Raw genomic sequence first — 24,975 nt, 5'->3', positions numbered from 1 at the left:
CACCATTGGACTAGACCTAGTTCATGTACCTGAACATGGTCCAGGCAGCGGAAGGAACCCCCACGTGAAAACCCGCTCCAAGCTCCTCGCCACGGTCACCGCCGTCGGCATGGCCGGCACCGTCAGCCTGCTGGGCACCAGCGCCAGCGCCGCCTCCCCCACGGTCGCGCCCGGCGGAAACTTCAACCTGTCGGTCTGGGAGCTGCAGGAGCCCGTCGGCTCCCCCGGCTCGCCCACCACCATCCCGTCCTCCGAGCTCCAGGGGGCCAACGGCTTCCAGGACTCGTACTTCTACACCGACACCCGCGACGGCGCGATGACCTTCTGGGCCCCGGAGAAGGGCGTGACCACCCCCAACTCCAACTACGCCCGCTCCGAGCTGCGCGAGATGAACTCCAACGGCAGCCCCGCGGACTGGGCGCTCAGCGGCACCCACAAGCTGAGCGCGACGCTGCGCGTGGTGTCCGTGACGTCGCACGTCTGCGTGGGACAGATCCACCTCGGCTCGGGCGGCTCGTCCACCAAACCGCTGGTGGAGCTCTACTACTACAACAACGGCAGCATCGTGGTCGGCACGGAGAACTCGCCCTCGGGCGGCCAGACCACGCACACCGTCGGCACTGTCGCGATCGGCAAGACCTGGAGCTACGTCCTCGGCGTCTCCGGCGGCAACACCATCAACCTGACGGTCAACGGCACCACCACCCACTACGCCATCCCCTCGTCCTTCGACGTCTACAAGCAGTACTTCAAGGCCGGCTCCTACAACCAGTCCTCCTCGAACAGCACCACCAACGGAGCGCGCGTGGCCTTCTACGGCCTGACCGTCTCCCACAGCTGAGCAGCAGTCCGCAGCTGATCAGCAGCACGCATCGTCACAGCCCCGCCCGGCCCGGCGCACGACGCCGGGCCGGGCGGATCGCTGAGGAGGCTGTGCACGGGGGTGTGCACGGACTGTGCACAACTGTGCCGAATTCGGTCACGCTCCGCTCTTGACCTCGGCGCTCGGCAGCCCCAAGCTTCCGTTTGGATCTGTCGCTCCTTGTTGGAAAAACCATCAAGGTGCCACGCGGTCCCGCGCAGCCCCACAGCGATGAAAGGACCCCACGTGCAACGACGCACCATGATCAAGGCGGTGGCGGCTGCCGCCGCCGCGACCACGCTTCCGCTGGCGTTTCCGGACGCGGCGCTGGCGGCGACCCGCGCCGCGGGCACCGGATCAGACGCGGCGGACGGCAGCGGGCTGCGCATTCGCGGTATGGACATCTCCTCCCTCGCCAAGAGCGAGGCGCTGGGCGGCGTGTACCGCTACCCGGACGGCCGGCGCGGTGACGCGATTCGGATCCTCGCCGAGGCCGGACTGACCCACGCCCGGCTGAAGGTCTGGGTCAACCCGGCCGACGGCTACAACACCAAGCGCCGGATCCTGCCGATAGCCCGGCGCCTGCACGCCGCCGGGGTGCGGCTGATGGTCGACTTCCACTACTCCGACACCTGGGCCGACCCCAGCAAGCAGTTCAAGCCCGCGGCCTGGGCGGGCTACGACCTCGACGGTCTGAAGCAGGCGGTCTACGACCACACCGCCGACGTCCTCGGATCTCTGGCCGCGCAGGGCACCCCGGCGGCCCTGGCCCAGATCGGCAACGAGCTGAACGGCGGGCTGCTCTGGCCGGACGGCGACTGGAACCACTGGGAGCAGCTGGCCGCACTGCTCAAGTCCGGCATCGCAGCGGCCCGCGCCGTCTCGCCGCGCACCCGGATCGTGCTGCACCTGGCCAACGGCGGCGACAACGGCCTGTACCGCTGGTGGTTCGACAACGCCGTGTCCTACGAGATCCCCTTCGACGTCATCGGGGCCTCCTACTACCCGTACTGGCACGGCCCGTTGACCGGTCTGGCGGCCAACCTCGCCGATGTCTCGGCCCGCTACGACAAGGACGTGCTGGTCGCCGAGACCGGCTACCCGTTCCGGCTGGACAGCAAGGACGCCCTCGCCAACATGATCGACTCCGCCGACCAGCTGGTGGCGGGCTTCCCGGCGACCCCGTCCGGCCAGGAGGCCTGGGTACGCACCCTCGCCGACACCGTCGCGGCCGTCCCCGGCGGGCGCGGGCTCGGCTACTTCTACTGGGAGGGCACCTGGACCGCCGTCCCCGGCAACGGCTGGGACGAGACCGACCCCACCTCGGGCAACGCCTGGGAGAACCAGGCGGCGTTCGACTACGACAACCGCGCCCTGCCCATGCTGCGCGCCTTCCGCGGCGACCGCGGGAACTGAACGGCAGGAGCTTGAGCGGTACGAACTGAACGAGCTGAACGAGCTGTCACGGCGGCTGTCGACACACTGTCGGCAGCCGCCTTCCTGCGCTGCGGCGTGTCGCCTGACGCGGGCACGCTTGATCAGGGACAGTTCCACTGCGGAGCGGGCTACGCGCAGGACGGGCACAGTCCGCGGTAGGTGACCTCGACCTCGGACATGGTGAAGCCGAAACGCTGCTCCGCCGGGAGGGCGGCCAGCGGGTCGCCGGTCGGGTGGACATCGCGGATGGTGCCGCAGTGGGAGCAGACCAGGTGCTGGTGCGGGTGGTGGGCGTTGGGGTCGTAGCGCTTGGCGCGGCCGTCCGTGGTGACCTCTATCACCTCGTGGAGCGAGACCAGCTCGCGCAGGGTGTTGTAGACGGTCGCGCGGGATATCTCCGGCAGCCGCCGCACGGCTCGGGCGTGCACCTCGTCAGCCGTGAGATGCACATGGTCGCCGTCGAGGACCTCCGCAACGACACGCCGCTGGGAGGTCATCCTCCAGCCGCGCCCTCGCAGTCGCTCCAGCAGGTCACTCATATCGGTTCACCTATTCGGGTTCGACGGGACGCACGTAGTTTACCAATGGATGTCCGGGTTCCGATTGGATGTGGGATTGGCAGGCTTCTTGACTTAGACTCTGTCCATCGTAGGATCGGATCCGGCGCTGGCCAAGGGACAAGAGACAAGAAGCCTCCGGCACGCCCCTCCTGCAGATGCTGACCGCCGTGATCCGCAGACTCGTGAACCGTCCAGTCCGGAAGGAATCCCATGTCCGACAACCATGATGCAATCGTCGTAGACGCGAAGACGGAGGGCGGGGGTGGCTGCCCGGTCGTGCACGGACGCGCCGCGCACCCGACGCAGGGCGGCGGAAACCGCCAGTGGTGGCCGGACCGGCTCAATCTGAAGATCCTCGCGAAGAACCCCGCCGTGGCCAACCCCCTCGGTGCGGACTTCGACTACGCCGAGGCCTTCAACTCGCTCGACCTCGCAGCCGTGAAGCAGGACATCGCGGCGGTGCTGACGGACTCCCAGGACTGGTGGCCGGCCGACTTCGGCAACTACGGCCCGTTCATGATCCGCATGGCCTGGCACAGCGCGGGCACCTACCGGATCAGCGACGGCCGCGGCGGCGCCGGGGCCGGGCAGCAGCGCTTCGCCCCGCTCAACAGCTGGCCGGACAACGCCAGCCTCGACAAGGCCCGCCGCCTGCTGTGGCCGGTCAAGAAGAAGTACGGCCAGAACATCTCCTGGGCCGACCTCATGATCCTCACCGGCAACGTCGCCCTGGAGTCGATGGGCTTCGAGACCTTCGGCTTCGCCGGCGGCCGCCCCGACGTCTGGGAGCCGGACGAGGATGTCTACTGGGGCCCCGAGACCACCTGGCTCGACGACGAGCGCTACACCGGCGACCGCGAGCTGGAGGAACCGCTGGGCGCGGTCCAGATGGGCCTGATCTACGTCAACCCCGAGGGCCCCAACGGCAACCCGGACCCGCTGGCCGCGGCCCGCGACATCCGTGAGACCTTCCGCCGGATGGCGATGAACGACGAGGAGACCGTCGCCCTGATCGCGGGCGGCCACACCTTCGGCAAGACCCACGGCGCCGGCCCGGCCGACAACGTCGGCCCCGACCCCGAGGCCGCCCCGCTGGAGCAGCAGGGCCTCGGCTGGAAGAGCAGCTACGGCACCGGCAAGGGCGCCGACGCGATCACCAGCGGCCTTGAGGGCATCTGGACGAACACCCCGGTCACCTGGGACAACAGCTTCTTCGAGATCCTGTTCGGCTACGAGTGGGAGCTGTTCAAGAGCCCCGCGGGCGCCAACCAGTGGCGGCCGAAGGAGAACGCGGGCGCGGGCACCGTCCCCGACGCCTTCGACCCGTCGAAGAGCCACGCCCCGACGATGCTGACCACCGACCTGTCGCTGCGCATCGACCCGGCCTACGAGCAGATCTCGCGCCGCTTCCTGGAGGACCCGGCCGCGTTCGCGGACGCCTTCGCCCGGGCCTGGTACAAGCTGACCCACCGCGACATGGGCCCGATCGCCCGCTACCTCGGCCCCGAGGTCCCGTCCGAGGTCCTGCTGTGGCAGGACCCGCTGCCCGCGGTGACGCACGAGCTCGTCGGCGCCGAGGACATTGCCGCCCTCAAGGGCAAGATCCTCGACTCGGGCCTGACGGTGTCCCAGCTGGTCTCCACCGCCTGGGCCTCGGCCTCGTCCTTCCGCGGCAGCGACAAGCGCGGCGGCGCCAACGGCGCCCGCATCCGGCTGGAGCCGCAGCGCAGCTGGGAGGTCAACGGACCCGACCAGCTGGCCACGGTGCTGCGCACCCTGGAGGGGATCCAGGAGTCCTTCAACTCCGCCGCGACCGGCGGCAAGCAGGTCTCGCTCGCCGACCTCGTCGTGCTGGCCGGCGCCGTCGGCGTCGAGCAGGCCGCCAAGACGGCCGGCTTCGACGTCCAGGTCCCCTTCCACCCGGGCCGCGCCGACGCCTCCCAGGACCAGACCGACGTGGAGTCGTTCTCCGCCCTGGAGCCGATCGCGGACGGCTTCCGCAACTACCTCGGCAAGGGCAGCCGGCTGCCGGCGGAGTACCTGCTGATCGACCGGGCGAACCTGCTCACCCTGAGCGCCCCCGAGCTGACCGTCCTGGTCGGTGGCCTCCGCGTGCTGGGCGCCAACCACCAGGAGTCGTCGCTCGGTGTCCTCACCACCACCCCCGGGTCGCTGACCAACGACTTCTTCGTCAACCTGCTCGACCTGGGCACCGAGTGGAAGGCGACCTCCGAGGACGCCACCACCTTCGAGGCCCGCGACTCCGCCACCGGCGAGGTCAAGTGGACCGGCAGCCGCGCCGACCTCGTCTTCGGCTCCAACTCCGAGCTCCGCGCCCTCGCCGAGGTCTACGCGAGCGACGACGCCAAGGCCAAGTTCGTGAACGACTTCGTCGCGGCCTGGTCCAAGGTCATGGACCTCGACCGGTTCGACCTGGCCTGATCGGGGCCTGATCGACCGAGTCTGACGCTCCGAAGCCCGGGCCGGCCCCTGTGGGCCGGCCCGGGCTTCGTCTGTCGGCTCATGGGGGAGGCGGGGCGTCTTCGCCGGTTGTTCGCGGATGCTGTGGGTGGCTTACATGGCGGATTCGTTGCCGCCCTCCGCCGTCCGTGGCTTGTTGCTGTTGCTCGCTCCGCTCGCGGGCTAACTACGGGAGGGGGCAGCCTGGTTGGGCGCCGTAGGCCCGTGCGGGGGGCGTGCGGGCGGGCCAGGGGCGTGCGGCGATCGGCGTGGTCCATTTTGGGGTCACTCGACCTACTTTGGGGTCACTGACTTGACGGCATATCGGACATACGGGGCGGGATCTGTGGGACGAGTGACCCCAAAGTAGGTCGAGTGACCCCAAATGCATAGGACACCTAGCTGAAGAATCGTTTCCGCAGGCACCACCGACCGCCCCGCCGCCCGGCAACGGCGCTCCGCCCCCACCCCTCCTCCGCCCTTGTCGCCGCGAGCGAAGCGAGCAACAGCAACAAGCCACGGACGGCGGAGGGCGGCAACGAACCTGCCATGTAAGCCACCTACAGCTTCCGCACCACCCAGTTCCCAGTTACCGGCGCGCACCGGCCAGCAGCGCCTCGTGCGGAAGCACGAGTCGGCCGTCAGGCCCCGCGAACTCCTCGCAGAGCAGGTCGAAGTGGCGCTTGATCTCCACGCGGGTCATCTCGGGCTGGCTGAGTACGACCTGACCGATGAAGGCGACGCCGGCCGCCGGACCGCTCCACCACACCTCGGGGTCGGCCCGGTGGTCCCAGCGAACCGTCTCGCACCCCGCCTCCCGGAACCCGGCGGACTCCAGCAGGTCGGTCAACCCCTGGGGGCTGCGCGGGAAATCGTCCTCGGGCGCGAGCGATGGCAGGTGCGACGGCCGCACCACGCCCGCCGCCTCCACGGCCCGGCCCAGCAGCGCCTGGCCGGGAGCCGCGGGAGTAGACCAGATCGTCAGCGCGATCCGGCCGCCCGGACGGAGCACCCGGCACAGCTCGGCCAGCGCGTCCCGGGGGCGGCCCACGTGGTTGAGCACGAAGTTGCCGACCACGGCGTCGAACTCCCCGTCAGCGAAGGGAAGCACTGGCAGGACGGCGACCTGGACATCGGCAGCGGGGGCCGTCTGCGCGGCCAACTCCACCATGCCGGGCTCGGCGTCGACCGCCGTCACCTTGGCCCCGCGCCCGCACGCCGCTGCAGCGGCCGTCCCGGTTCCCGTGCCCACGTCCAGTACCCGTACATCCGCCTGAACCCCGACGGCGTCCAGCAACTGCGGTACCGGATACGCGCACAGCTGGGCGAAGCTGCCGGCGAACGCCGACGCCCGCCCGGCCCATGTCTGCCGCTCACACTCGTCGAAGGCCGTCGCCGACATCGCCACTCGCTCCTCCTGATCCAGCCGCGCGAAGATCGCCACCGCTGCTGGCCCAGGACCCTAACGCACGATCGCGAACCGAGCCGAGCCGAGGAAATTGCGTTGCGGGCCCGGGTGACTGGCCGCTAGCTTCTGGGACCGCCGACCTGGTTGTCAGGCGGCCGTCGTCAATGCCGAAGGGCCCGTTTTCATTCTGAATCAGATGCAGTCCATGCCCGATGACCTGACTCGTGCCTACTCCGACGAGAGCCTGAAGCGGGCCGCCCACTGTCGCCTGGTCCGCGCTCTCCAGCTCAGGAACCGCGCAGAACGAGCCACTGAGCGCGCCAGGAAGGCGCTCGCGGCAGCCGCGGTCGTTCAGTAAGCGCAGGGCCGACTGCGAAGCGGTCGGCGAGGGATCAGTCCGTGTCTCGACGCTGAGGGGAGCACCGGGAAAACACCTGAAGCCATAGGTCATATGGCAATGCTTCTGTGCTGTGAAGCCGTTTCGTGATGGCATGCTGGTCGGCAGGATCGATCCATGGCGGAGGGACGACAGAGCAGCCGTGAACCGACTATCCAGTGCAGCCCGGCGCGCTGTTTTCGCGCCGCTCGACACCGAGGCCCGGGTCGAGGCGGTCGCGCGGCGCCTCGGGGACGCCATCGTCCTCGGCCTGCTCGTCGACGGGGAGCAGCTGCCCGGCGAGAGCGATCTCGCCGGGCAGCTGGGCGTCGCCACGGTGACCCTGCGCGAGTCGCTGATGGCGCTGCGGCAGCAGGGCCTGGTCGCGACCCGGCGGGGCCGCGGCGGCGGGACCTTCGTGCGCGCCCCCGCCGACACCCTGCACGAACGGCTGACCCAGCGTCTGCTCGCCTACACCGTCGAGGAGTTGCGCGACCTGGCCGACCACTACGCGGCCGTCGCCGGCGGCATCGCCCGGCTCGCCGCCGAGCGTGCCGACTCCCCCGATCTGGACGCGCCCCGGCGCTCGCTCCAGGACTTCGCCGACGCCGAGGACGCCACCGCCCGGGCCCGCATCGACGGCCGACTCCATGTCGAGCTGGCGGCCGCCGCCCAGTCGGCCCGACTCACCCGCGAGGAGATCCGGCTGCAGACCGAGATCGGGCCGCTGCTCTGTCTGCCGTTCACCGACGACGAGGTCCACCGGATCGCCGACAAGCAGCACCGGGACCTGCTCGACGCCATCGGGACCGCAGACCCGCCCCTGGCCCGCGGTCTGGCCGAGGAGCATGTCCACACCGGGCTGCGGCAGCTCATCGAACAACGGCTGAAGGAAGCACCGGGATGACGGACCCGACCCGACCGAAGGATGCCGCCGACCCGACACGGTCGGCCCGCCGGTCAGCGCAGCACCTCCCCCGACAGGCGCTGCGCCAGGTAGACCGGGACGATCGAGAGCACAATGAGGAGTGCCGCGACGACGTCGACGATGGGGCCCTGGTCGGGACGGGCCAGATTGTCGAAGATCCACAGTGGCAGGGTCTGCGTTCCCGGTCCCGCCGTGAAGGTGGTGACCACGATCTCGTCGAACGAGAGCGCGAACGCCAGCAGCGCACCGGCGAAGAGCGCGCTGCGGACCGCGGGCAGGGTGACGTACCAGAAGGTCTGAAAGGTGTGGGCGCCCAGGTCGGCTGACGCCTCCTCAGCTGTGGGCGCGGTCCGCCGCAGCCTGGCGGCCACATTGTTGAACACCACGACGATGCAGAAGGTCGCATGGCCCACGACGACGGTGAACAGTCCGAAGCCGATCCCGAGCGGGGTGAGCACGGTGCGGAAGGCCGCGTTGAGGGCGATGCCGGTGACGATCCCGGGCAGCGCGAGCGGCAGGATCAGCAGGAAGGAGACCGCCTGCTTCCCGAAGAACCGGTACCGGGTGACGGCGAAGGCGGCCATGGTGCCGAGGACCACGGCGATCGCGGTCGCTCCCAGCCCGGCTTTGAGCGAGGTGTAGAGGGCCTCGCGCAGCCCGGTCTCCTGCCAGGCCGCCGTCCACCAGCGGGTGCTGAGCCCCGAGGGCGGCCAGGCGAAGGACCGCGAGGCGTTGAACGAGTTGACCAGCACCAGCGCCAGCGGCACATAGATGACGGCCAGCCCCAGGGCCATGGCCAGGCGCAGGGCGACCCGGGCGCCACGGGAGAGTTCCACCGAGTCCCTCCTTTCACAGGTTGTCGAGCGCGCCGGTTCGGCGCACGGCGAGCAGGTAGCCGACGATGATCAGCACCGGTACACAGGACACGGCCGCGGCCAGCGGCAGGTTGAGCGTGACGTTGGAGGCGATGACGTTGCCGAGCATCTGCGTGGTGCCGCCGACGATCTGCACCGAGAGGTAGTCGCCCAGGCTCAGCGAGAAGGTGAAGATCGACCCGGCGATCACCGCCGGCTTGACCAGCGGCAGCACCACCCCGACGAAGGTCCGCCAGGGCCTTGCGCCCAGGTCCCCCGAGGCGGCGAGCAGACTGTCCGGCAGCTGCTCGAAGGCCGTATAGAGCGGCAGGATCATGTACGGCAGCCACAGGTACGACAGCACGATCACCACGGCCGGTATCCCGAAGCCGGGCGAGCTGCCGCCGAAGGGCGCGGTGAGCCAGTCGATGATGCCGCCGTGGCTGAGCATCACCCACCAGGCGTAGGCCTTGACCAGGTACCCGGCCCAGAGCGGGGTCAGTACGGCTACCAACAGCAGTTGCCGACTGTGCGGCTTGGCCACCCTCGCCATGTAGAAGGCCATCGGGAAGGCGATCACCGCGTCGATCAGGGTCACCCCGGCGGCGATGCCCAGCGTCCGCAGCGCGACATTGCGGTAGAGCGGATCGGTGAGCACCGTACGGAAGTTGTCGGTGTTCCAGAGGTAGTCGATGTTGGAGGTGAACTCATTGGTCGTCCAGAAGGCGGAGACCAGGAGCACCACGAGCGCGCCGAGGTAGGCCAGCGCGAGCCAGGCCATGGGCGCGGAGATCAGCGCGGCCAGGCGCAGGCGGGGGCGACGGTGCAGCGCCCCCGCCAGCCTGCGGACGGGTGAGGTCATCAGCCCTTGATCTCGTTCCATGCGGTGACCCACTGGGCGTAGGTGGTGCAGTCGTTCTTGCCGCTGCCGTCGAGGCAGAGCTGGGTCGGGGTGTTCCAGTAGTAGACGTTCTTCCAGTAGCTCTCGTCGGCGGCGTGGTAGTCGGCGCAGAAGTTGGGGTTGTCGGTGATCTGCGCGCAGGCCTTGGAGTTGGCCGGGGCCTCGCCGAAGTACTCGGCGACCTGGGCGTTGACCTTCGGCGAGACGATGTAGTTCATCCACTGGTAGGCGCAGTTGGGGTGCGCGGCTTTGGCCGCGATCATCCAGGTGTCGGACCAGCCGGTGGCGCCCTCGCTGGGCAGGATCGCCTTGGTCTTCACCTTGCCGTCGGCGGCCACGGCCTGCTGGATGACCTCCCAGGTGGTGCCGAGCAGGTCGTCGCCGGAGTCGAAGGCCGCCTGCTCCTTGGTGTAGTCGCTCCAGTACGAACCGACCTGCTGCTTCTGGACCTTGAGCAGGTCGGTGGCGGCGGTCAACTGGGCCTCGGTGAGCGCATAGGGGTTCTTGATGCCCAGTTCGGGCTTGGTCTTCATCAGGTAGAGGGCGGCGTCGGCGATGTAGATCGGGTCGTCGTAGGCGGTGATGTGTCCGGTGTAGGGCGAGCTGGGCGAGAAGACCGCGGACCAGGAGGTGGGCGCGGGGGTGACCTTGGCGGTGTTGTACATCAGCAGGTTGGCTCCGCGCCCGTGCGGAATGCCGTAGGAGACGCCGTTCACCGAGTTCCACGGCTGGTTCTTCAACGCCGGGTAGATGTCCGCGTAGTTGCGCACCAGCGCGGTGTTGACCGGGGCGACGTTGCCGCCGGCGATCAGCCGCAGGGTGGCGTCGCCGGAGGCGGAGACGGTGTCGTACTGGCCGGTCTTCATCAGCGCGACCATCTCGTCGGAGGTGCCCGCGACCTTGACGTTGACCTTGCAGCCGGTCTGCTTGGTGAAGGCGGAGACCCAGTCCACGGTCTTGCTGTCCTGGCCGTACTCGACGTAGCCGGCCCAGGCGACGATGTTGACCACGCCCTCGCCGGTCCCGAGCGACTTCTGCATCGGGATGCTCGGCGGCGTGAAGCCCGCGGTGGAGGTCCCGCCTCCGCTGTTGGTCGGCGTGGCCGAACACGCGGCGGCGAGCAGCAGGGTGGACGCGACGACCAGGCCGCGCACGGTCCGGGATCTCGGGGAACGGTAGGCGTTCATGGATGACCTCACTGTGAGTTGTCGTTCGGCGTGGTGTCGCTGAGCCGGTCGCCGGCCCGGTCGCCGGCCCGGTCGCTGAGCCGGATGGTGTGACGGCGCTGCCAGGCGAGCAGGACCGTCGAGCCGCGGTGCCGGGCCACGTCGGTGCTGGACTCCTCGACGTTCTGCCGCAACGCGACCAGTCGGCCGCCGGCTTCGAGGTCGACCACGAAGCGGGTCAGCGCCCCCGCGTAGACGACCTCGACGATCGTCCCCGGGGCCGAGCACTCGTCCGGTCCGGCGGGGTCGTCGGGATGGGTGATCCGGATCTTCTCGGGGCGCACGGAGTACAGGCCCGGCTCGCCGAACACCTGGGCCGCGGCGTCTCCCTGGAGCAGGTTGGAGGTGCCGACGAAGCCCGCGACGAACTCGGTCGCCGGGTGCTCGTAGACCTCGGCCGGGGTGCCGACCTGCTCGATGCGTCCGGCGTTGAAGACCGCGATCCGGTCGCTCATGGTGAGCGCCTCGTCCTGGTCGTGGGTGACGAAGACGAAGGTGATCCCGGCCTCGCGCTGGATCTGCTTGAGCTCGATCTGCATCTCCAGGCGCAGCTTGAGGTCGAGGGCGCCGAGGGGTTCGTCGAGCAGCAGCACCGAGGGCCGGTTGACCAGGGCGCGGGCCAGGGCGACGCGCTGGCGCTGGCCGCCGGAGAGCTCGGCGGGCCGCCGGGCCGCGAAGTCCTCCAGCCGTACGGCGGCCAGGGCCTCGGCGGCCCGCCGGATCCGCTCGGCCTTGGGGACGCGCTTCACCTTGAGGCCGTACTCCACGTTCTGACGCACCGACAGGTGCGGGAACAGCGCGTAGTCCTGGAAGACGGTGTTGACGTCGCGGTCGAAGGGCGCGAGCCGGGTGACGTCCGCGCCGCCGAGCAGCACCTGCCCGCTGGTCGGCTCCTCGAAGCCGGCGATCATGCGCAGCACCGTGGTCTTGCCCGACCCCGAGGGGCCGAGCATCGAGAAGAACTCCCCTGCCCGGATCTCCAGGTCGATGCCGTCGACGGCGCGTACCGCGCCGAAGGCCTTGGTCACCCTGGACAGCGCGACCGCGCCCGGGACGGACGGACCGGCGAGGGGTCCGGCGAGGGGTGCACCGGTGCTGGTAGGTGGGCTGTCCGTCACGCTGGTCCTCGGGGTCGGGTGGCCGTTGGTGATGCCAAAACCTATGAACCCAGATGACAATTCGGCTATGGATGGCCGCACGGACTTCCCGGGCGCCGTTGTGCACGCATACAGTCCGCGCCATGCCAGTGCGACTGCGGGACCTCCTCGACATCGAGGGTCTGGCGCTGCGCTGCTGTACCGGGGAGGGCGGCCTGGACCGGCTGGTGAGCTGGGCCGCGGCCTCAGAGCTCGCCGACCCGACGCCTTGGATGAACGGCGGCGAGCTGCTGCTCACCACCGGGCTGCGGCTGCGCACCGCCGCGGCGCAGACCGCCTTCGCCGCCCGGATCGCCCAGGCCGGCGGCTCCGGCATCGGCTTCGGCACCGGGCTGAGCCACACCGCCGTACCCCGCGCCCTGCTGGCCGCCGCGCGGCAGTTCGGCCTGCCGGTGCTCGAAGTCCCGTACCAGACCCCGTTCATCGCGCTCGGCCGCCATGTCGCGGAGCGCATCGCCGCGGAGCGCCACACCGAGCAGGGCCGACTGGTCGAGGCGCACGACCGGCTGACCCAGGCCGTGCTCGCGGGCGACGCGCTGGAGCAGCTGCTGCGCACGCTGAGCCGCGAGATCGGCGCACCGACCGCGGTCCTGGCGGCCGACGGCGGCGCACTGGCCGGATCGCTGCCCGCCGCACCGGAGCACCGGCTCCAGGTCGAGGTCGACGGGGTGGTGGTGGCTTGGCTGCTCGCCGGGCGCAGCGAGCAGCCGGAACCGCTGCACTACGCCGCCAGGCTGGTCGCGCTGGAGCTGGCCCGGCGGCTGTCCTTCATCGCCGGTCGGCGCGGGCTGCTGGGGCGGCTCCTCGGGGAGGTGGTCAACGGCACCCTGGACGGCGGTGCCGCGGACCGGCTGCTCGCCGTGCACGGCGTCGATCCGACCCGACGCCACCACGTCCTGCTGGGCCAGTGGGCGGACCGCCGGTCCGGACGCGAGCAGGAGAGCCGCCGCAGGCTCAGCCATCTGGCCTGGTCGATGCCGCAGTTCGGCGAGGGTCCGGAGGGGCAGCCGGCCCAGCCGCTGTCCGCGGTGGTCGAGGGTCACCTGCTGGTGCTCGTCCCCGAGCACCCCGAGGACGGCGAGAGCCAGCAGGCCGCCGAGGTCCACGCCAAGAGCCTCTGGGAGGCTCTGCGCCGCGACCCGGTGCGGGGCGTCACCGCCGCCGTCGGCCTGAGCGCGCCGGGCGCCGGAGCGCGCGGGGTGCAGGAGGGATACCTGGAGGCCAGGGCCGCGCTCAGCAGGGGCGCGGGCGTCCACGCGGGCACCCAGCCGCGCCTCGCGGACCTGCTGCTCTCGCCGCTGTCGCCGGCCGTACGGCAGTTGAGCGACCGGGTGCTGCGGCCGCTGCTGCGCTTCGACGCCGAGCACCGGGCCGACCTGGTCGGCACGCTGCGCCGCTACCTGGCCACCGACGGATCGGTGCAGGCCACCGCGGACCAGCTCTTCGTCCACCGGAACACGGTGCGCTACCGGCTGTCCCAGATCGAGGAGTTCACCGGACTCTCGCTGGCCTCGACGGCCGACCGGGGCGAACTCTGGCTCGCGCTCCTGGCGTTGGACCGCTCCAGAGCCGAATAGCACGCTGCTCGCGCGGTCACCACCCCCGCCGCGCGTACGTCCGCAGCCCCGTGCGCCACGCCCAGCCGCCCACCGCCAGCCAGACGGCCGCGACCAGCGGCGAGACCATCGTCAGCGCCGGTCCGTACGGTACGGTCTCCGCTTTCCCCAGCACCGCCGCCATCGGATAGAAGGCCACGAACGCCACCGGCAGCGCGAAGGTGAACGCCGCCCGCAGGATCGAGGGGAACACGCTCAGCGGGTAGTTGCCGAATGCCCCGATCACCGTGTCCAGCCAGGAGAACAGCGCCTCGGTGCCGGCCCGGCGCAGCACGATGCCCGCCACGCACAGTGCGAGCGCCAGCTCAAGGGTGGCCCCGCTCGCCACCGCGAGGACGAGCGAGCCGACCCGGGCGACGGTCCAGTCCAGCCGCAGCATGGACAGGCAGACCCCGAGCGATGTCGCCGCGACGGTCAGATCGCCCACCGCGTTCAGCGGAAACCGGCTGGTGCACACTTGGAGGAACACCGACGCCGGTCGTACCAGGAAGCTGTCGAACCGCCCCTGCCGGATCAGGTAGGGAATCTCCCTGACGTTGGTGAAGCCCAGCACGAACACGGAGTGCGCGAGCAGACGGACGCTGCTCACCAGCAGCACCTGCCCGACCGTCCAGCCGGCCAGCGGTGGAAACCGGGTGAAGACGACGGTCGCGAACAGCAGCACGGTGATCTGGTACGTCACGCCGTTGACGATCGCCAGCGCGAAGTCCCCTTTGTTGGCGAGGCGTTCCCGCAGCCCGGCCCGGCTGGTCGCCCGGGCGATCCTCGCGGCGCGGCGGATCCGCGCGGTGGTCGTCATCCGCCCAGTACCACCAGACGGCGTCCGGCGCGGCGCCAGAGGACTGCCGTGACCATCGCGAGTACCACGCACCAGCCGGCCTGCCCGGCCAGCGCCGGCACCGCCTCGGCCAAGGGAATCCGTCCGGCGTAGAGCGAGATCGGCGTCGACACCCCGGCCGCGAACGGCAGACGGGTCGTCAGACTGCCGAGCCATCCGGGGAGGAACCACACCGGTATCAGTGCCCCGGACAGCAGTGCCTGCACGAAGTCGTAGAACCGGGTGACCCCGTCCGTCGAGACGGTCCAGAAGGCGATCACGTCGATCAGCACGGTCAGGTAGTACAGCACCACGAGACCGAGCGCGAAGCTGACCGCCGACACCGCGGCCACCGCCGCCGAGCCGGGAGGCGCGACCAGCCCCAGGCCCAGCCCGAGCGCAAGCCCGACGACCACCCAGGCCGAGGAGTACAGCGCCTCGCCCACCCCGTACCAGGCGCGGTAGCGGCGCGCGCTCACCGGGCGGAGGAACCAGTAGGCGATCGAGCCGTCCAGGATCCGGGTCTTGACGGACTCCCCGGTCGCGCCGCGCATGGCGCGGGCGGTGGTGGCGAGGGTGGCCAGCGTGGAGTAGGTGACTGCCTGCCGGACGTCGAGCCCGGCCACGGTCGCGGTGTGCGCGTACAACGCCCGCCACAGCTCGGCGTACAGGAAGACCTGGGTGGCGATGACGAATCCGGTCGTCAGCAGGCGCGCGCCGCGCATGCACTCGGCGAGCGGCGCGATCCGGGCCAGCCGGTAGGCGCGAGCGGTCACGGCGGGGTCGGTCACGGCGGGGTCGGTGCGGCCGGACGCGCGGGGGGTCGTGACGGGCTCAGCACGCTGTGGTCACCCGCGTAGATCGAGCGCAGCACGTCCTCGAGCCGGACGCCCTCGAAGTCGATCGCCCGTACCTCACCCGCAGCGAGCAGACGGGTCGCGAACTCCGCCTGGCTCACCTCGGGTTCAAGCGTGTACATGGCTCGGGCGCCGTCCGGGTCCAGCAGCCGGGCACCCTGGATCCGGCGCGGCGGGCTGCTGCCGGCGGCCGGCTCGACCAGGACGGTGCGACGACGACCGCCGATCCTGGTCAGGTCGGCGAGTGTGCCGTCGAAGAGCGTCTTCCCCTGGTCGATCAGCACGATCCGGGGGCAGAGCGCTTCGACGTCGGCCACATCGTGGGTGGTCAGCACGATGGCGTGGTCCCCGGTGCCGGCGAGATCCGCGAGCATCGCCCTGACCTGGTCCTTCACCAGGATGTCCAGGCCGATGCTGGGCTCGTCCAGGAACAGCACCCTGGGCCGGTGCAGCACGGCCGCGGCCAGGTCGCACCGCACCCGCTGGCCGAGTGAGAGGTGCCGCGCCTGGGTGTCCCAGAACGCGGACAGGTCCAGGTAGTTGTCGAGTTCGCGCATCCGCCGGGCGTAGACCGCCGCCGACAGGCCGTACATGTCCCGCAGGATCTCGAACGAGTCGCGGGCCCGCAGATCCCACCACAGCTGGGTGCGCTGGCCGAAGGTCACGCCAATATTGCGCGCGTTCCGCACCTGGTCCCGGTTCGGGTCGAGTCCGAGCACCCGCACCTCGCCCGCGTCCGGCACCATCAGCCCGGTCATCACCCGGATCAGTGTCGACTTCCCGGCTCCGTTCTGCCCGAGCAGCCCGACGAACTCGCCCGTCTCGATCCCCAGGTCCACCCGGTCCAGGGCGACCGTCTCCCGACGCGTCCCCTCCCCGCGCGTCCCCTCCCCGCGCGTCCCCTTGCGGCGCCGGATCAGCGGCCCGCGCAGTCGGAAGTGCTTGCTCACCTGGCGCACGTCAATGGCCGGCATGCCGGGACCTTCCCGCGCCACCCGGCCGGACAGTCACGACCGGCTCCCGCCGTACCGCGCTCCCAGGCAGAGCGCCGTGATCAGCGGTTCCACCATCAGCTCACCGGCCCGCTCGAACTGGCCGACCGGCAGGAACCGCCGTACCCCGCCGGGGAACATCGTCGCCAGGGCCCGGGCCGCGACCGGCTGCCGGGCCGCGGTCGGGATGCGGTCGGCGGAGAGGCCCAAGTCGGCCACGACCATGCCGAGCGCGCAGGCGGTCAGCCACCACTGCGCGATCAGCATCTCGCTGACGATCTCGCGCACCTCCGCCGGGACCGCCGCCGCACACGTCGCGTCCAGCTCGGCGGCGGTGAGGCCGCGGGCGGCCAGGATCGGCGCGGTCCACTCCTTCCGGTACCGGTCGCCGTCGCGCACCCGGATGCAGGAGAGCCCCTCCCACCAGGAGAACTGCGGCACCATCGGCAGCGCCTCGATCGCCGGCCCGGTCCAGTCGGCGGGCGGGTCGCCGTCGGCGGGCAGGCAGACGCAGCGGCGCGCGCCCATGTGGTCGTTGCCGGTGAGGCTGGGCGTTTCCAGGTGGTCGGCGAGGTTCGGTACCGAAACGTAACTGGCGACCCCGAGTTCGCGCAGGTAGTCGTCGAGGGCGACGTCGTCGGGGGTGGCCGGGTCGGCCTTCCGCTCGGCGTACTCGTCGAAGCCGCGGGCGATGTGGGCGGGCAGCAGCAGTGCGGGCGCGGGTACGTACTCGTCCACCGCCCGTGCCCAGGACGCGCCGGTGAGCGCCGCGATCCGGACCATGTGCGCGGTACGCGATCCCCACTCGGTGAAGAACGCGAGTCCGTCCTCCGGCCTCGCCCGCGCCGCTGCCGCCGCCTGCGCGGCGAATCCCGCGCAGGGAACGGCGTCGTCCTGCAGCACCAGGTGATGGGTGGCGCCAGGCGCGACCGCGCTCCAGGCGCGACGGGCCGTGCGCAGAGCGCTCGGCGGTCCCTCGGGTTCCGGGTCGAATACGACCTCGGGTGCCAGTGCGGCGAGGTCCGCCTGCAGCCGGAGAGCCGCACGCGCGCGACTCGGATGCGCCATCACGGCGACCGATAAGTGGACCTGCGGCACGGATTTCGCCTTCCCTGGAATTGTATTCGCAGTTGGGTCAAGCCAACCCCAGGTTCCAGTCCGTGTCAATATACGCCGGTTCCGTTACAGCGTTACATCGGACCCCGCCGAACAAATTCGGACAAGGCAGAACAACAGAACATAGATGACAGTTCGAACCAAGTCTTGTGCTGACGCCGGGACTCCGATCTACTGCTGAAGCATCAGGATAGTTGCACGGGAGGCGCAGGCATATGCCGAACATTGCTGTAGCGGGTATCGGAAACTGTAGCTCTGCCCTGGTCCAGGCACTGCACGGGGTCGGCAACGGCACGATCGCGCACACCGACCTCGTGCCGGGCCTCGAATCGGTACCGGTGCGTGACATTCGGATAACCGCCGCGTTCGATGTCGATGCCAGAAAGGTAGGAATACCTCTGGAGAAAGCAATCTTCGTCGAGCCGAACTGCACGACCAGCTATGTCGACGTCCCCACCCAGCTGCCCAGGGTCACCGTCGGCCCGTTGGCGGACGGCGTCAGGGGTCCGCTCACCGGTGTCGTCCAGGTCCACGACCTCGCCCATCGGGCCACGGCGGCGGACGTAGCGGCCGAACTCAGGAACTCCGCGGTCGACATACTCGTCATCTTCCTTCCCACCGGCGCGCAGGAAGCCGCCGAACTCTATGCCGATGCCGCGGTAAAGGCAGGATGCTCGCTCGTCAATTGCACACCCGCTTTCCTGGGTCGGTCGGAGACCTGGCGGGAGCGTTTCCAGCGCCGTGGAACCACGCTCCTGGGTGACGACATGAAGAGCCATATCGGGTCGACCACCATGCATCAGGCGCTGCTGAGCGCCCTGAACAGGCAGGGCGTCACGGTGAACTCCACCTATCAGCTGAACATCGGCGGAAACACCGATTTCCTCAACCTTCGGGACACCAGCCGGTCCGCAGCGAAACGGGTGACAAAAGCCACCGCCCTGCGCGAGCTCGTCTCGCCGGAAACGGCCATGGATCTGGGGCCCAGCGATCACATCGCGCAGCTCAAGGACCGGAAGGTCGGCTATATCAGAATCGAAGGGAACGGTTACCTGGGAATGCCGTTCTCGATGGAAGTCCGCCTGGAAGTCGAGGACAGCCCGAACTCCGCGGCCATCGCCATCGATGCTGTCCGGGCTGCCGCGAGCCTGCAGTCCGGCGCCGAGCTCGACCTCTCGGCCGTACTGCCGTCCCTGTTCAAGGCTCCCGGACTACCCGATCGCTGAACCCGGTCAGCCATGCTGTTCAATCCACCGCGTGCTCGGCGGAGAAGATCTCCCGGGCCTCGCGGACGGCGTAGTAGACCAGGACGAAACCGGCGAGCGGGTCGGCCCACCACCAGCCCAGGGCCGAGTTGAGGACCAGGCCGACCAGCACTGCCGCTGCCAGGACACCGTCGATCAGGGTAACCCGTCCCTCGGTCCTGAGCACCGGATTGTCCAGCGCCGCACCGGTCCGCGCCTTGCCCGCGGCCAGCGCGAACATGACGGCGGCCGTCACCGCGGTCCAGGCGATGCCGAGCGACGAGTGGTGCGGATGAAAGCCCGTCACCAGCACGACGACGGACTGCACCGCCAGATACCCGGCCAGCAGCGCGAACCCGACCCCGATCAGCCTCAGCGCACGGCGCTGCCGATCCTCGCCGACGCCGGAAAGCTCCCACACCACCACCGTGGACGCGCCGATCTCGATCAGCGAGTCCAGCCCGAACCCCGCCAGCGCCACCGACCTCGCGGACACCGCCGCGAAGGCGAGCACCACAATGCCCACCACGTTCCAGCCGAGCGTCGTGTATTCGAGGACGAAGCCCCGGCGGAGCAGGGCCTTACGGGTGGTCACATCGAGGGCGTTCACCGGAGGAGTCTCGCAGACGCAGCAGCGCTGTTGGTCCTCGGCCCAGGTGGTCGCAGCCGACCCGCCAGGGTGCTGACCTGCGTGGGATGCCAGGATGCTCGCCATGAGCATCGAGCCGAGCGAGTACGTCAAGAGGTTGCCGATCGGGGAAAGGATCCCCTTCCCCGCGGAGGGCATCCCGTTCTGGGAGGTCTTCCCCTACGAGGGAGAGTTGCAGATCAAGGTCCTGGAGCAGCCGACGCTGCCGGAGCCTCCGCGGCACGGCGAGGCAGGACCGCAGGACTGCGACACCTGCAAGCGTGCGGACGCCGAATTCCTGTGGACCGACGAGCACTGGCGGCTCGGCGGCTTCCCTGAGCCGGCCGCGGTTCCGGCGATGGTGCTGCTGCAGCCACGCGGCCACTACGACCTGCACGACCTGCCGCCCGAGCGGGCCGCCGAGCTGGGGGCGATGCTGCAGCGGGTGGAACGGGCGGTCATGTCGCTGGAAGGCATCGCCAGGGTGCACGTGAACAGGTGGGGCGATGGAGGAGCGCACCTGCACATGTTCCTGATCGCCCGCCCGGAGGGGATGATGCAGCTACGGGGCACCTGCCTGCCGCTCTGGGACGATGTGTTGCCCAAGGTCCCCGAGGTGGTCTGGACCGAGACAAGCCACCGGATCGCCCAAGCCATGGCCACCGATGGCGGCATCGCCCACTGCTGACGGGCCGTCACTCCCGCCGCTGCGGTCCGCCTCGTGCCAATACTCCCAAAGTATGTGTAGAGACTGTGAGTCAGAGGGATACCTACCTCTGGGACGGTCGGCGTCCATACCCTGACGGCACACGAACCACTAGGGGCACGGAGGCGGCAGCGTGGCGCGCGAGACGGAGTGGATGAGCTGCACAGGGTCGGCGGAACCGGCTCCGTCGGTCGATCTGAGGACGGAGATCGCCCATACGGCCCGGATCTATGATGCGCTGCTCGGTGGAAAGGACAACTTCCCGGCGGACCGGGCGGCTGCCGAGCAGATCCTGCGGGCCGCACCGGAAGTGCGGGCTGGTGCGCGGCTGAACCGGGCGTTCCTGGGAAGGGCGGTGCGCCACGCGGCGACTTCGGGCATCGGCCAGTTCCTGGACATCGGCACGGGCATCCCCACCGCCGGCAACACGCATGAGGTGGCGCAGCAGGTGAATGCGCAGGCCCGGGTGGCCTACGTGGACAACGATCCGATCGTGCTGTCGCACGCCCGAGCGCTGATGGCGGGCGCCGGCCACGGCGCGACCCGCGTGATCCAGGCCGACCTGCGCGACCCGCAGAAGATCCTGGCCGACCCCGCGGTGACCGACCTGCTGGACTTCGAGAAGCCCGTCGCCCTGGTCCTGGCGGCGATCCTGCACTTCATCGACGACGCGGACGATCCGCACGACATCGTGGAACTACTGGTGGAACGACTCGCCCCGGGCAGCATGCTGATCCTCAGTCACGCCTCGGGCGACACCGACGATCCCGCGGACGCGGAGGTCGCCGATCGGATCAGCAGCCCCTACAGCACGGCCAACGCCCAACTGCACCTGCGCAGCCGCGCCGAGATCACCCGCTTCTTCACCGGCACGAACCTGCTGGACCCCGGCCTGGTCCCACTGGCCAACTGGCGCGCCCAGGCCACCCACGAGGAGTGGTTCGCCACCCGCGGCTTCTACTGCGGCGTCAGCGCCAAGCCCTGACGAACCGTCGACGGAGGCTGCCCGCTGGGCCCGGCCCTGCTTTGTGCAGTTCTGGGCTGACGTCCGGCCGTCCCCTGTGGTTGAGTTGACCCACCGACGGACAGTGGAGGTTGTGGGGTGGCGAGGTCCGAGGTGCCCTCCTGGATGAAGCCGACCTGGGACGACCCGATACCGACGGTCGACCTGCAGACCGACCGTGCGCACCCCGCCCGGGTCTACGACTACATGCTGGGCGGGAAGAGCAACTTCGCCGCCGACCGCGAGGCGGGTGAGAAGATCATCGCGGAGTGGCCCGGGTCGCGCGACTCCGCCCGCGCCGCCCGCGCGGTGATGCACCGCATGACCCGCCGCCTGGCAGAGGTGCACGGCATCCGGCAGTTCCTGGACATCGGCACCGGCATCCCCAGCGCGCCCAACCTGCACGAGGTCGCCCAGGGCATCACTCCGGCCTCCCGGATCGTGTACGTGGACAACGACCCGATCGTGCTCGCCCACGCGCGTGCCCTGCTCACCAGCACGCCCGAGGGCCGCACCGCGTACGTCGACGGCGACCTGCGCGACCCTGCGAGGCTCCTCGCCGACCCGGCGCTGCGCGGCACCCTGGACCTGGCCCGGCCGGTGGCACTGACCCTGATCAACATCGTGCACTTCCTGTCCGACGAGGCCGTCCATCCGCTCGTCGCCCAGTTGATGGACGCCCTGCCCTCCGGCAGTCTCCTCGCGCTGACCGCCGGCACCGCTGACTCCGCACCCGAGCAGGCCGCCATCGCGTCCCAGCGCTACCGCGAGGCAGGCATCGAGAACCACCTGCGCACGCACGCGGAGGTGGAGCGGTTCTTCGTCGGCCTGGAACTGGACCAGCCCGGCGTGGTGCTGATCAACCGCTGGCATCCCGACCTGGACGACGGCCCGGTGCTGAAGGACCACGAAGTGATGGCCTACGCGGGCCTCGCCCGCAAGCCGTAGCGCATCGCCGGGGCTGTCACGTTCAGAGCCAGCGCCGGACCCTGCGCCGGTACTCGGCGTACTCCTCGAACCGGGAGGCGAGGTACTCCTCCTCCGGCTCGATGACCAGCCGCCGCACCGCGAACAGCACCAGGGGCAGGTCGATCAGCGGCCACCACGACCCCGCCAGCAGTGCACCACCGCCGTGGACGAGAGCGAGCCCGGTGTACATCGGGTTCCGCGAGACCTGGTAGACCCCCGTGGTCACCAGCGTGGACACGGCGTGGTGCGGCACGATCGTGGTACGCCGCCGGAGGATCTCCCGGGCACCGCCCGCCGCCAGCACAACGCCCCCGGCGACCGCCACGGCGCCGAGCACGCCGGTAACCGGCCGCCCGCCGAGCGGAAGCGGCACCCTGTGATGCAGCGCCATACCGGCGGCGAATCCGCCGGCGAAGTACAGCGGTGGCGGAACGGGGAACACCCGTGCACCGCCGCCGGTGTTCTCCTGCTCCTGCTCGGGGACGCTCACACCCAGTTCCTCCCGCCCGGCCGAGGTCAGCCCGGGGAGCCCTCACTGTTCGCTTCGATGATCCGTTCCGCCTCGCCCTCGTAGGCGATCCGGTCCGGGCGCACCCGGTAGCGAGCGGCGAGGGATGCCACGTCCTTGAGGATCGCCACGGACACATCCGGGGCGACCGCATGGCCGGGACGATCGCACACCTGTGCCGCAAGGCGGCACGGCGCATCCGGCCCGGCCTCCCGCACCGTGATCGTGATGCTGGAGTACTCGTTCATACCCCCAGCATCCGCCTGCTGGGGCGGTCCGGCCACACCTGCCGTCCCGGCTCGGGTACCTGCCCTGCTGCTGGCCGGGCGCCGTGATCCGGGCCGGCGGCGTGCTGCCCACCCGTGCCAGGGATGATCGGTATCGTCCGCAGTACCTGGACAGCACAAGAACATCCCCACGGAGGAACCGCCATGGCCGAACGCCGACACGGAACGGCGGGTCTCGCGCTGATGATCGGCGCCCTCGGGGTGGTTTTCGGCGACATCGGGACCAGTCCCATCTACACCCTGCAGACCGTTTTCGACCCGAACGACCCGCACCCCGTCCCGGTCTCCGCCGACAACGTCTACGGGGTGGTCTCGCTGGTGTTCTGGTCGGTAGTGATCATCGTCCTGGTCACCTACGTCCTGCTGGCCATGCGTGCCGACAACGACGGTGAGGGCGGGATCATGGCGCTGATCACCCTGTTGCGACGGTCCGCCTCCTCCCGCGGGCGGCGGACCACCGCCGTCCTCGCGGCGCTGGGCATCTTCGGCGCGTCGCTCTTCTTCGGCGACAGCATGATCACTCCGGCGATCTCGGTGCTGTCCGCGATGGAGGGGCTCAAGGTCGTCCAACCGTCACTGGCGAGCGTCGTCGTGCCCGGCACCGCGGCCATCATCGTGGTGCTCTTCCTGGTGCAGCGGCGCGGCTCCGGGGCGGTGGGCCGGCTGTTCGGCCCTGTGATGATCGCCTGGTTCACCGTCATCGGCGCCTGCGGCGTGAACGGGATCGTCGACCACCCGCAGATCCTGCGCGCGCTGTCGCCGAGCTACGCCCTGGGTTTCCTGGTCGGCCACTTCGGCACCGCGTTCTTCGCCCTGGCCGCGGTCGTGCTCGCGGTCACCGGGGCCGAGGCGCTCTACGCCGACATGGGTCACTTCGGCCGCCGGTCCATCACGCGTGCCTGGCTCATTCTCGTCTTCCCCGCCTGCGTGCTGAGCTATCTCGGCCAGGGCGCTCTGATCCTCGCCGACCCGCGCAACATCAGCAGCCCGTTCTTCCTGCTCGCCCCGGGCTGGGGCCGACTGCCGCTGGTGATCCTTGCAACCGCGGCCACCGTGATCGCCTCCCAGGCGGTGATCACCGGCGCCTACTCGGTCGCCTCCCAGGCGGCCCAGCTCGGCTATCTGCCCAGGCTCCGCATCGAGCACACCTCAGAGTCCACCGTGGGCCAGATCTACGTTCCCTGGATCAACTGGCTGCTGATGGTCTCCGTGCTCACCCTGGTCTTCGCCTTCCGCAGCTCCGCCGCGCTGGCCTTCGCCTTCGGCATGGCCGTCACCGGAACCATCACCATCACCACCCTGCTGTTCTTCTACATCGCCCGCTCGCGCTGGCACACGCCGGTCTGGCTGGTCGCCGTCGGCGCGACCCTGCTGCTCACGGTGGACCTGCTGTTCGTGGCGGCCAACGTCACCAAGCTGGTCCACGGCGCCTGGCTGCCGCTGCTGATCGGCTTCACCGCGTTCACCGTCATGACGACCTGGCAGCACGGACGCCAGATCGTCACCGCCGAGCGGGAACGGCACGAGGGCCCGCTGCGCGAGTTCGTCGACCAGCTGCACTTCCGGGAGCTCCCGGCGGCCCGGGTGCCCGGCACCGCCGTCTTCCTGAACCGTGGCGCACAGACCACACCGCTGGCCATGCGGGCCAATGTCGAGCACAACCATGTGCGCCACGAGCAGGTGGTGATCCTCTCCATCGAGACCGAGACGGTGCCCCGCGTCCCGGACGAACAGCGGGTCACCGTCGACAACCTCGGCTACGGCGAGGACGGCATCATCCACGTGACGGCCCGCTTCGGCTACATGGAGACCCCGAACGTGGCCGCCGCCCTGGCCCTGCTCGACCCCGCCGACACCGAAGGACAGCTGCAACTCGACCAGGCGTCCTACTTCCTGTCGAAGATCGAGCTCCGCTGCGGGAAGGCCTCGACCATGGCCCTCTGGCGCAAGCGCCTGTTCATCGCGACCTCCTACATCACCGCCGACGCCGCCGAGTACTTCGGTCTCCCCCGCGACCGCACCGTCATCATGGGGTCGCACATCGAGGTCTAGTAGCTGTGCAG

At 70.0% G+C, this 24,975-nt stretch carries 23 protein-coding genes; 10 read left to right on the top strand and 13 right to left on the bottom strand.

Features of this window, described 5'->3' with window-relative positions:
* The first annotated feature begins 109 nt into the window (after positions 1–109).
* Complete coding sequence (locus ABH941_RS09765) at positions 110–841, top strand: polysaccharide lyase family 7 protein (RefSeq protein WP_370128687.1); 732 nt, start codon at positions 110–112, stop codon at positions 839–841.
* A 267-nt stretch (positions 842–1,108) separates the two neighbouring features.
* Positions 1,109–2,278, top strand: a complete 1,170-nt coding sequence (locus tag ABH941_RS09760; RefSeq protein ID WP_370128265.1) for an arabinogalactan endo-beta-1,4-galactanase — start codon at positions 1,109–1,111, stop codon at positions 2,276–2,278.
* Positions 2,279–2,427: 149 nt separating this feature from the next.
* Here the strand turns inward: ABH941_RS09760 and ABH941_RS09755 are convergent, their stop codons facing one another.
* The gene (locus ABH941_RS09755) at positions 2,428–2,838 is read right to left on the bottom strand and encodes a Fur family transcriptional regulator (protein WP_370128264.1); all 411 of its coding nucleotides are present in this window, start codon (positions 2,836–2,838) and stop codon (positions 2,428–2,430) included.
* 231 nt (positions 2,839–3,069) lie between these two features.
* On the opposite strand from ABH941_RS09755, the gene katG reads away from it, so the two are divergent.
* Positions 3,070–5,301, top strand: a complete 2,232-nt coding sequence (katG, locus tag ABH941_RS09750; protein ID WP_370128263.1) for a catalase/peroxidase HPI — start codon at positions 3,070–3,072, stop codon at positions 5,299–5,301.
* 607 nt (positions 5,302–5,908) lie between these two features.
* Here katG and ABH941_RS09745 read toward each other — a convergent pair.
* On the bottom strand, positions 5,909–6,721 hold the full coding sequence (locus ABH941_RS09745) for a class I SAM-dependent methyltransferase (protein WP_370128262.1): 813 nt from the start codon (positions 6,719–6,721) through the stop codon (positions 5,909–5,911).
* Positions 6,722–7,266: 545 nt separating this feature from the next.
* Here ABH941_RS09745 and ABH941_RS09740 point away from each other — a divergent pair.
* On the top strand, positions 7,267–8,010 hold the full coding sequence (locus ABH941_RS09740; RefSeq protein WP_370128261.1) for a FadR/GntR family transcriptional regulator: 744 nt from the start codon (positions 7,267–7,269) through the stop codon (positions 8,008–8,010).
* 53 nt (positions 8,011–8,063) lie between these two features.
* Here the strand turns inward: ABH941_RS09740 and ABH941_RS09735 are convergent, their stop codons facing one another.
* The 4 genes from ABH941_RS09735 to ABH941_RS09720 are packed head-to-tail and all read right to left on the bottom strand — an operon-like array spanning position 8,064 to position 12,049.
* Positions 8,064–8,867, bottom strand: a complete 804-nt coding sequence (locus ABH941_RS09735; RefSeq protein WP_370128260.1) for an ABC transporter permease — start codon at positions 8,865–8,867, stop codon at positions 8,064–8,066.
* A 13-nt stretch (positions 8,868–8,880) separates the two neighbouring features.
* Positions 8,881–9,747, bottom strand: a complete 867-nt coding sequence (locus ABH941_RS09730) for an ABC transporter permease (protein WP_370128259.1) — start codon at positions 9,745–9,747, stop codon at positions 8,881–8,883.
* Positions 9,747–10,973: an ABC transporter substrate-binding protein gene (locus tag ABH941_RS09725; protein WP_370128258.1), complete on the bottom strand. Its 1,227-nt coding sequence runs from the start codon at positions 10,971–10,973 to the stop codon at positions 9,747–9,749. The genes ABH941_RS09730 and ABH941_RS09725 overlap by 1 nt, the downstream gene beginning before the upstream one ends.
* 8 nt (positions 10,974–10,981) lie before the next feature.
* On the bottom strand, positions 10,982–12,049 hold the full coding sequence (locus ABH941_RS09720; RefSeq protein ID WP_370128685.1) for an ABC transporter ATP-binding protein: 1,068 nt from the start codon (positions 12,047–12,049) through the stop codon (positions 10,982–10,984).
* 203 nt (positions 12,050–12,252) lie between these two features.
* Here ABH941_RS09720 and ABH941_RS09715 point away from each other — a divergent pair, with 203 nt between their 5' ends.
* Positions 12,253–13,746, top strand: a complete 1,494-nt coding sequence (locus ABH941_RS09715) for a PucR family transcriptional regulator ligand-binding domain-containing protein (protein WP_370128257.1) — start codon at positions 12,253–12,255, stop codon at positions 13,744–13,746.
* Between the two features lie 16 nt (positions 13,747–13,762).
* On the opposite strand, the gene ABH941_RS09710 is transcribed toward ABH941_RS09715, so the two are convergent.
* From ABH941_RS09710 to ABH941_RS09695, 4 genes are read right to left on the bottom strand one after another with little or no spacing between them, the layout of a single operon-like run.
* Positions 13,763–14,584, bottom strand: coding sequence for an ABC transporter permease (locus ABH941_RS09710; RefSeq protein WP_370128256.1), 822 nt, complete (start codon positions 14,582–14,584; stop codon positions 13,763–13,765).
* Positions 14,581–15,393 (bottom strand): ABC transporter permease, encoded by an 813-nt coding sequence (locus ABH941_RS09705; RefSeq protein WP_370128255.1) that lies wholly within the window; start codon positions 15,391–15,393, stop codon positions 14,581–14,583. Before ABH941_RS09705 ends, ABH941_RS09710 begins: the two co-directional genes overlap by 4 nt.
* The gene (locus ABH941_RS09700; RefSeq protein ID WP_370128254.1) at positions 15,390–16,433 is read right to left on the bottom strand and encodes an ATP-binding cassette domain-containing protein; all 1,044 of its coding nucleotides are present in this window, start codon (positions 16,431–16,433) and stop codon (positions 15,390–15,392) included. The genes ABH941_RS09705 and ABH941_RS09700 overlap by 4 nt, the downstream gene beginning before the upstream one ends.
* 33 nt (positions 16,434–16,466) lie before the next feature.
* On the bottom strand, positions 16,467–17,519 hold the full coding sequence (locus tag ABH941_RS09695) for a hypothetical protein (RefSeq protein WP_370128252.1): 1,053 nt from the start codon (positions 17,517–17,519) through the stop codon (positions 16,467–16,469).
* A 263-nt stretch (positions 17,520–17,782) separates the two neighbouring features.
* Here ABH941_RS09695 and ABH941_RS09690 point away from each other — a divergent pair, with 263 nt between their 5' ends.
* Positions 17,783–18,793, top strand: a complete 1,011-nt coding sequence (locus tag ABH941_RS09690; protein WP_370128251.1) for an inositol-3-phosphate synthase — start codon at positions 17,783–17,785, stop codon at positions 18,791–18,793.
* 19 nt (positions 18,794–18,812) lie between these two features.
* Here the strand turns inward: ABH941_RS09690 and ABH941_RS09685 are convergent, their stop codons facing one another.
* On the bottom strand, positions 18,813–19,421 hold the full coding sequence (locus tag ABH941_RS09685; protein ID WP_370128250.1) for a cation transporter: 609 nt from the start codon (positions 19,419–19,421) through the stop codon (positions 18,813–18,815).
* Positions 19,422–19,524: 103 nt separating this feature from the next.
* Between ABH941_RS09685 and ABH941_RS09680 the strand changes: the two genes are divergently transcribed.
* From ABH941_RS09680 to ABH941_RS09670, 3 genes are all read left to right on the top strand, one after another.
* Complete coding sequence (locus tag ABH941_RS09680; protein WP_370128249.1) at positions 19,525–20,127, top strand: HIT family protein; 603 nt, start codon at positions 19,525–19,527, stop codon at positions 20,125–20,127.
* A 151-nt stretch (positions 20,128–20,278) separates the two neighbouring features.
* Positions 20,279–21,130 (top strand): SAM-dependent methyltransferase, encoded by an 852-nt coding sequence (locus tag ABH941_RS09675; RefSeq protein ID WP_370128248.1) that lies wholly within the window; start codon positions 20,279–20,281, stop codon positions 21,128–21,130.
* Between the two features lie 144 nt (positions 21,131–21,274).
* Positions 21,275–22,096 (top strand): SAM-dependent methyltransferase, encoded by an 822-nt coding sequence (locus ABH941_RS09670; RefSeq protein ID WP_370128683.1) that lies wholly within the window; start codon positions 21,275–21,277, stop codon positions 22,094–22,096.
* Positions 22,097–22,118: 22 nt separating this feature from the next.
* Here the strand turns inward: ABH941_RS09670 and ABH941_RS09665 are convergent, their stop codons facing one another.
* Together ABH941_RS09665 and ABH941_RS09660 are read right to left on the bottom strand one after the other, a co-directional pair.
* Complete coding sequence (locus tag ABH941_RS09665) at positions 22,119–22,607, bottom strand: isoprenylcysteine carboxylmethyltransferase family protein (protein ID WP_370128247.1); 489 nt, start codon at positions 22,605–22,607, stop codon at positions 22,119–22,121.
* Between the two features lie 26 nt (positions 22,608–22,633).
* Positions 22,634–22,873 (bottom strand): hypothetical protein, encoded by a 240-nt coding sequence (locus ABH941_RS09660; protein WP_370128246.1) that lies wholly within the window; start codon positions 22,871–22,873, stop codon positions 22,634–22,636.
* A 183-nt stretch (positions 22,874–23,056) separates the two neighbouring features.
* Between ABH941_RS09660 and ABH941_RS09655 the strand changes: the two genes are divergently transcribed.
* Entirely contained in the window at positions 23,057–24,964 is a 1,908-nt protein-coding gene (locus ABH941_RS09655; RefSeq protein WP_370128245.1) for a potassium transporter Kup, read from the top strand.
* Positions 24,965–24,975: the final 11 nt, after the last annotated feature.

Origin of the sequence: Streptacidiphilus sp. EB103A, assembly GCF_041261405.1 — a bacterium.
Classification (GTDB): Bacteria; Actinomycetota; Actinomycetes; order Streptomycetales; family Streptomycetaceae; genus Streptacidiphilus.
The sequence above is the reverse complement of the archived record's forward strand: the minus strand, read 5'-3'. Positions and strand labels throughout refer to the sequence as shown.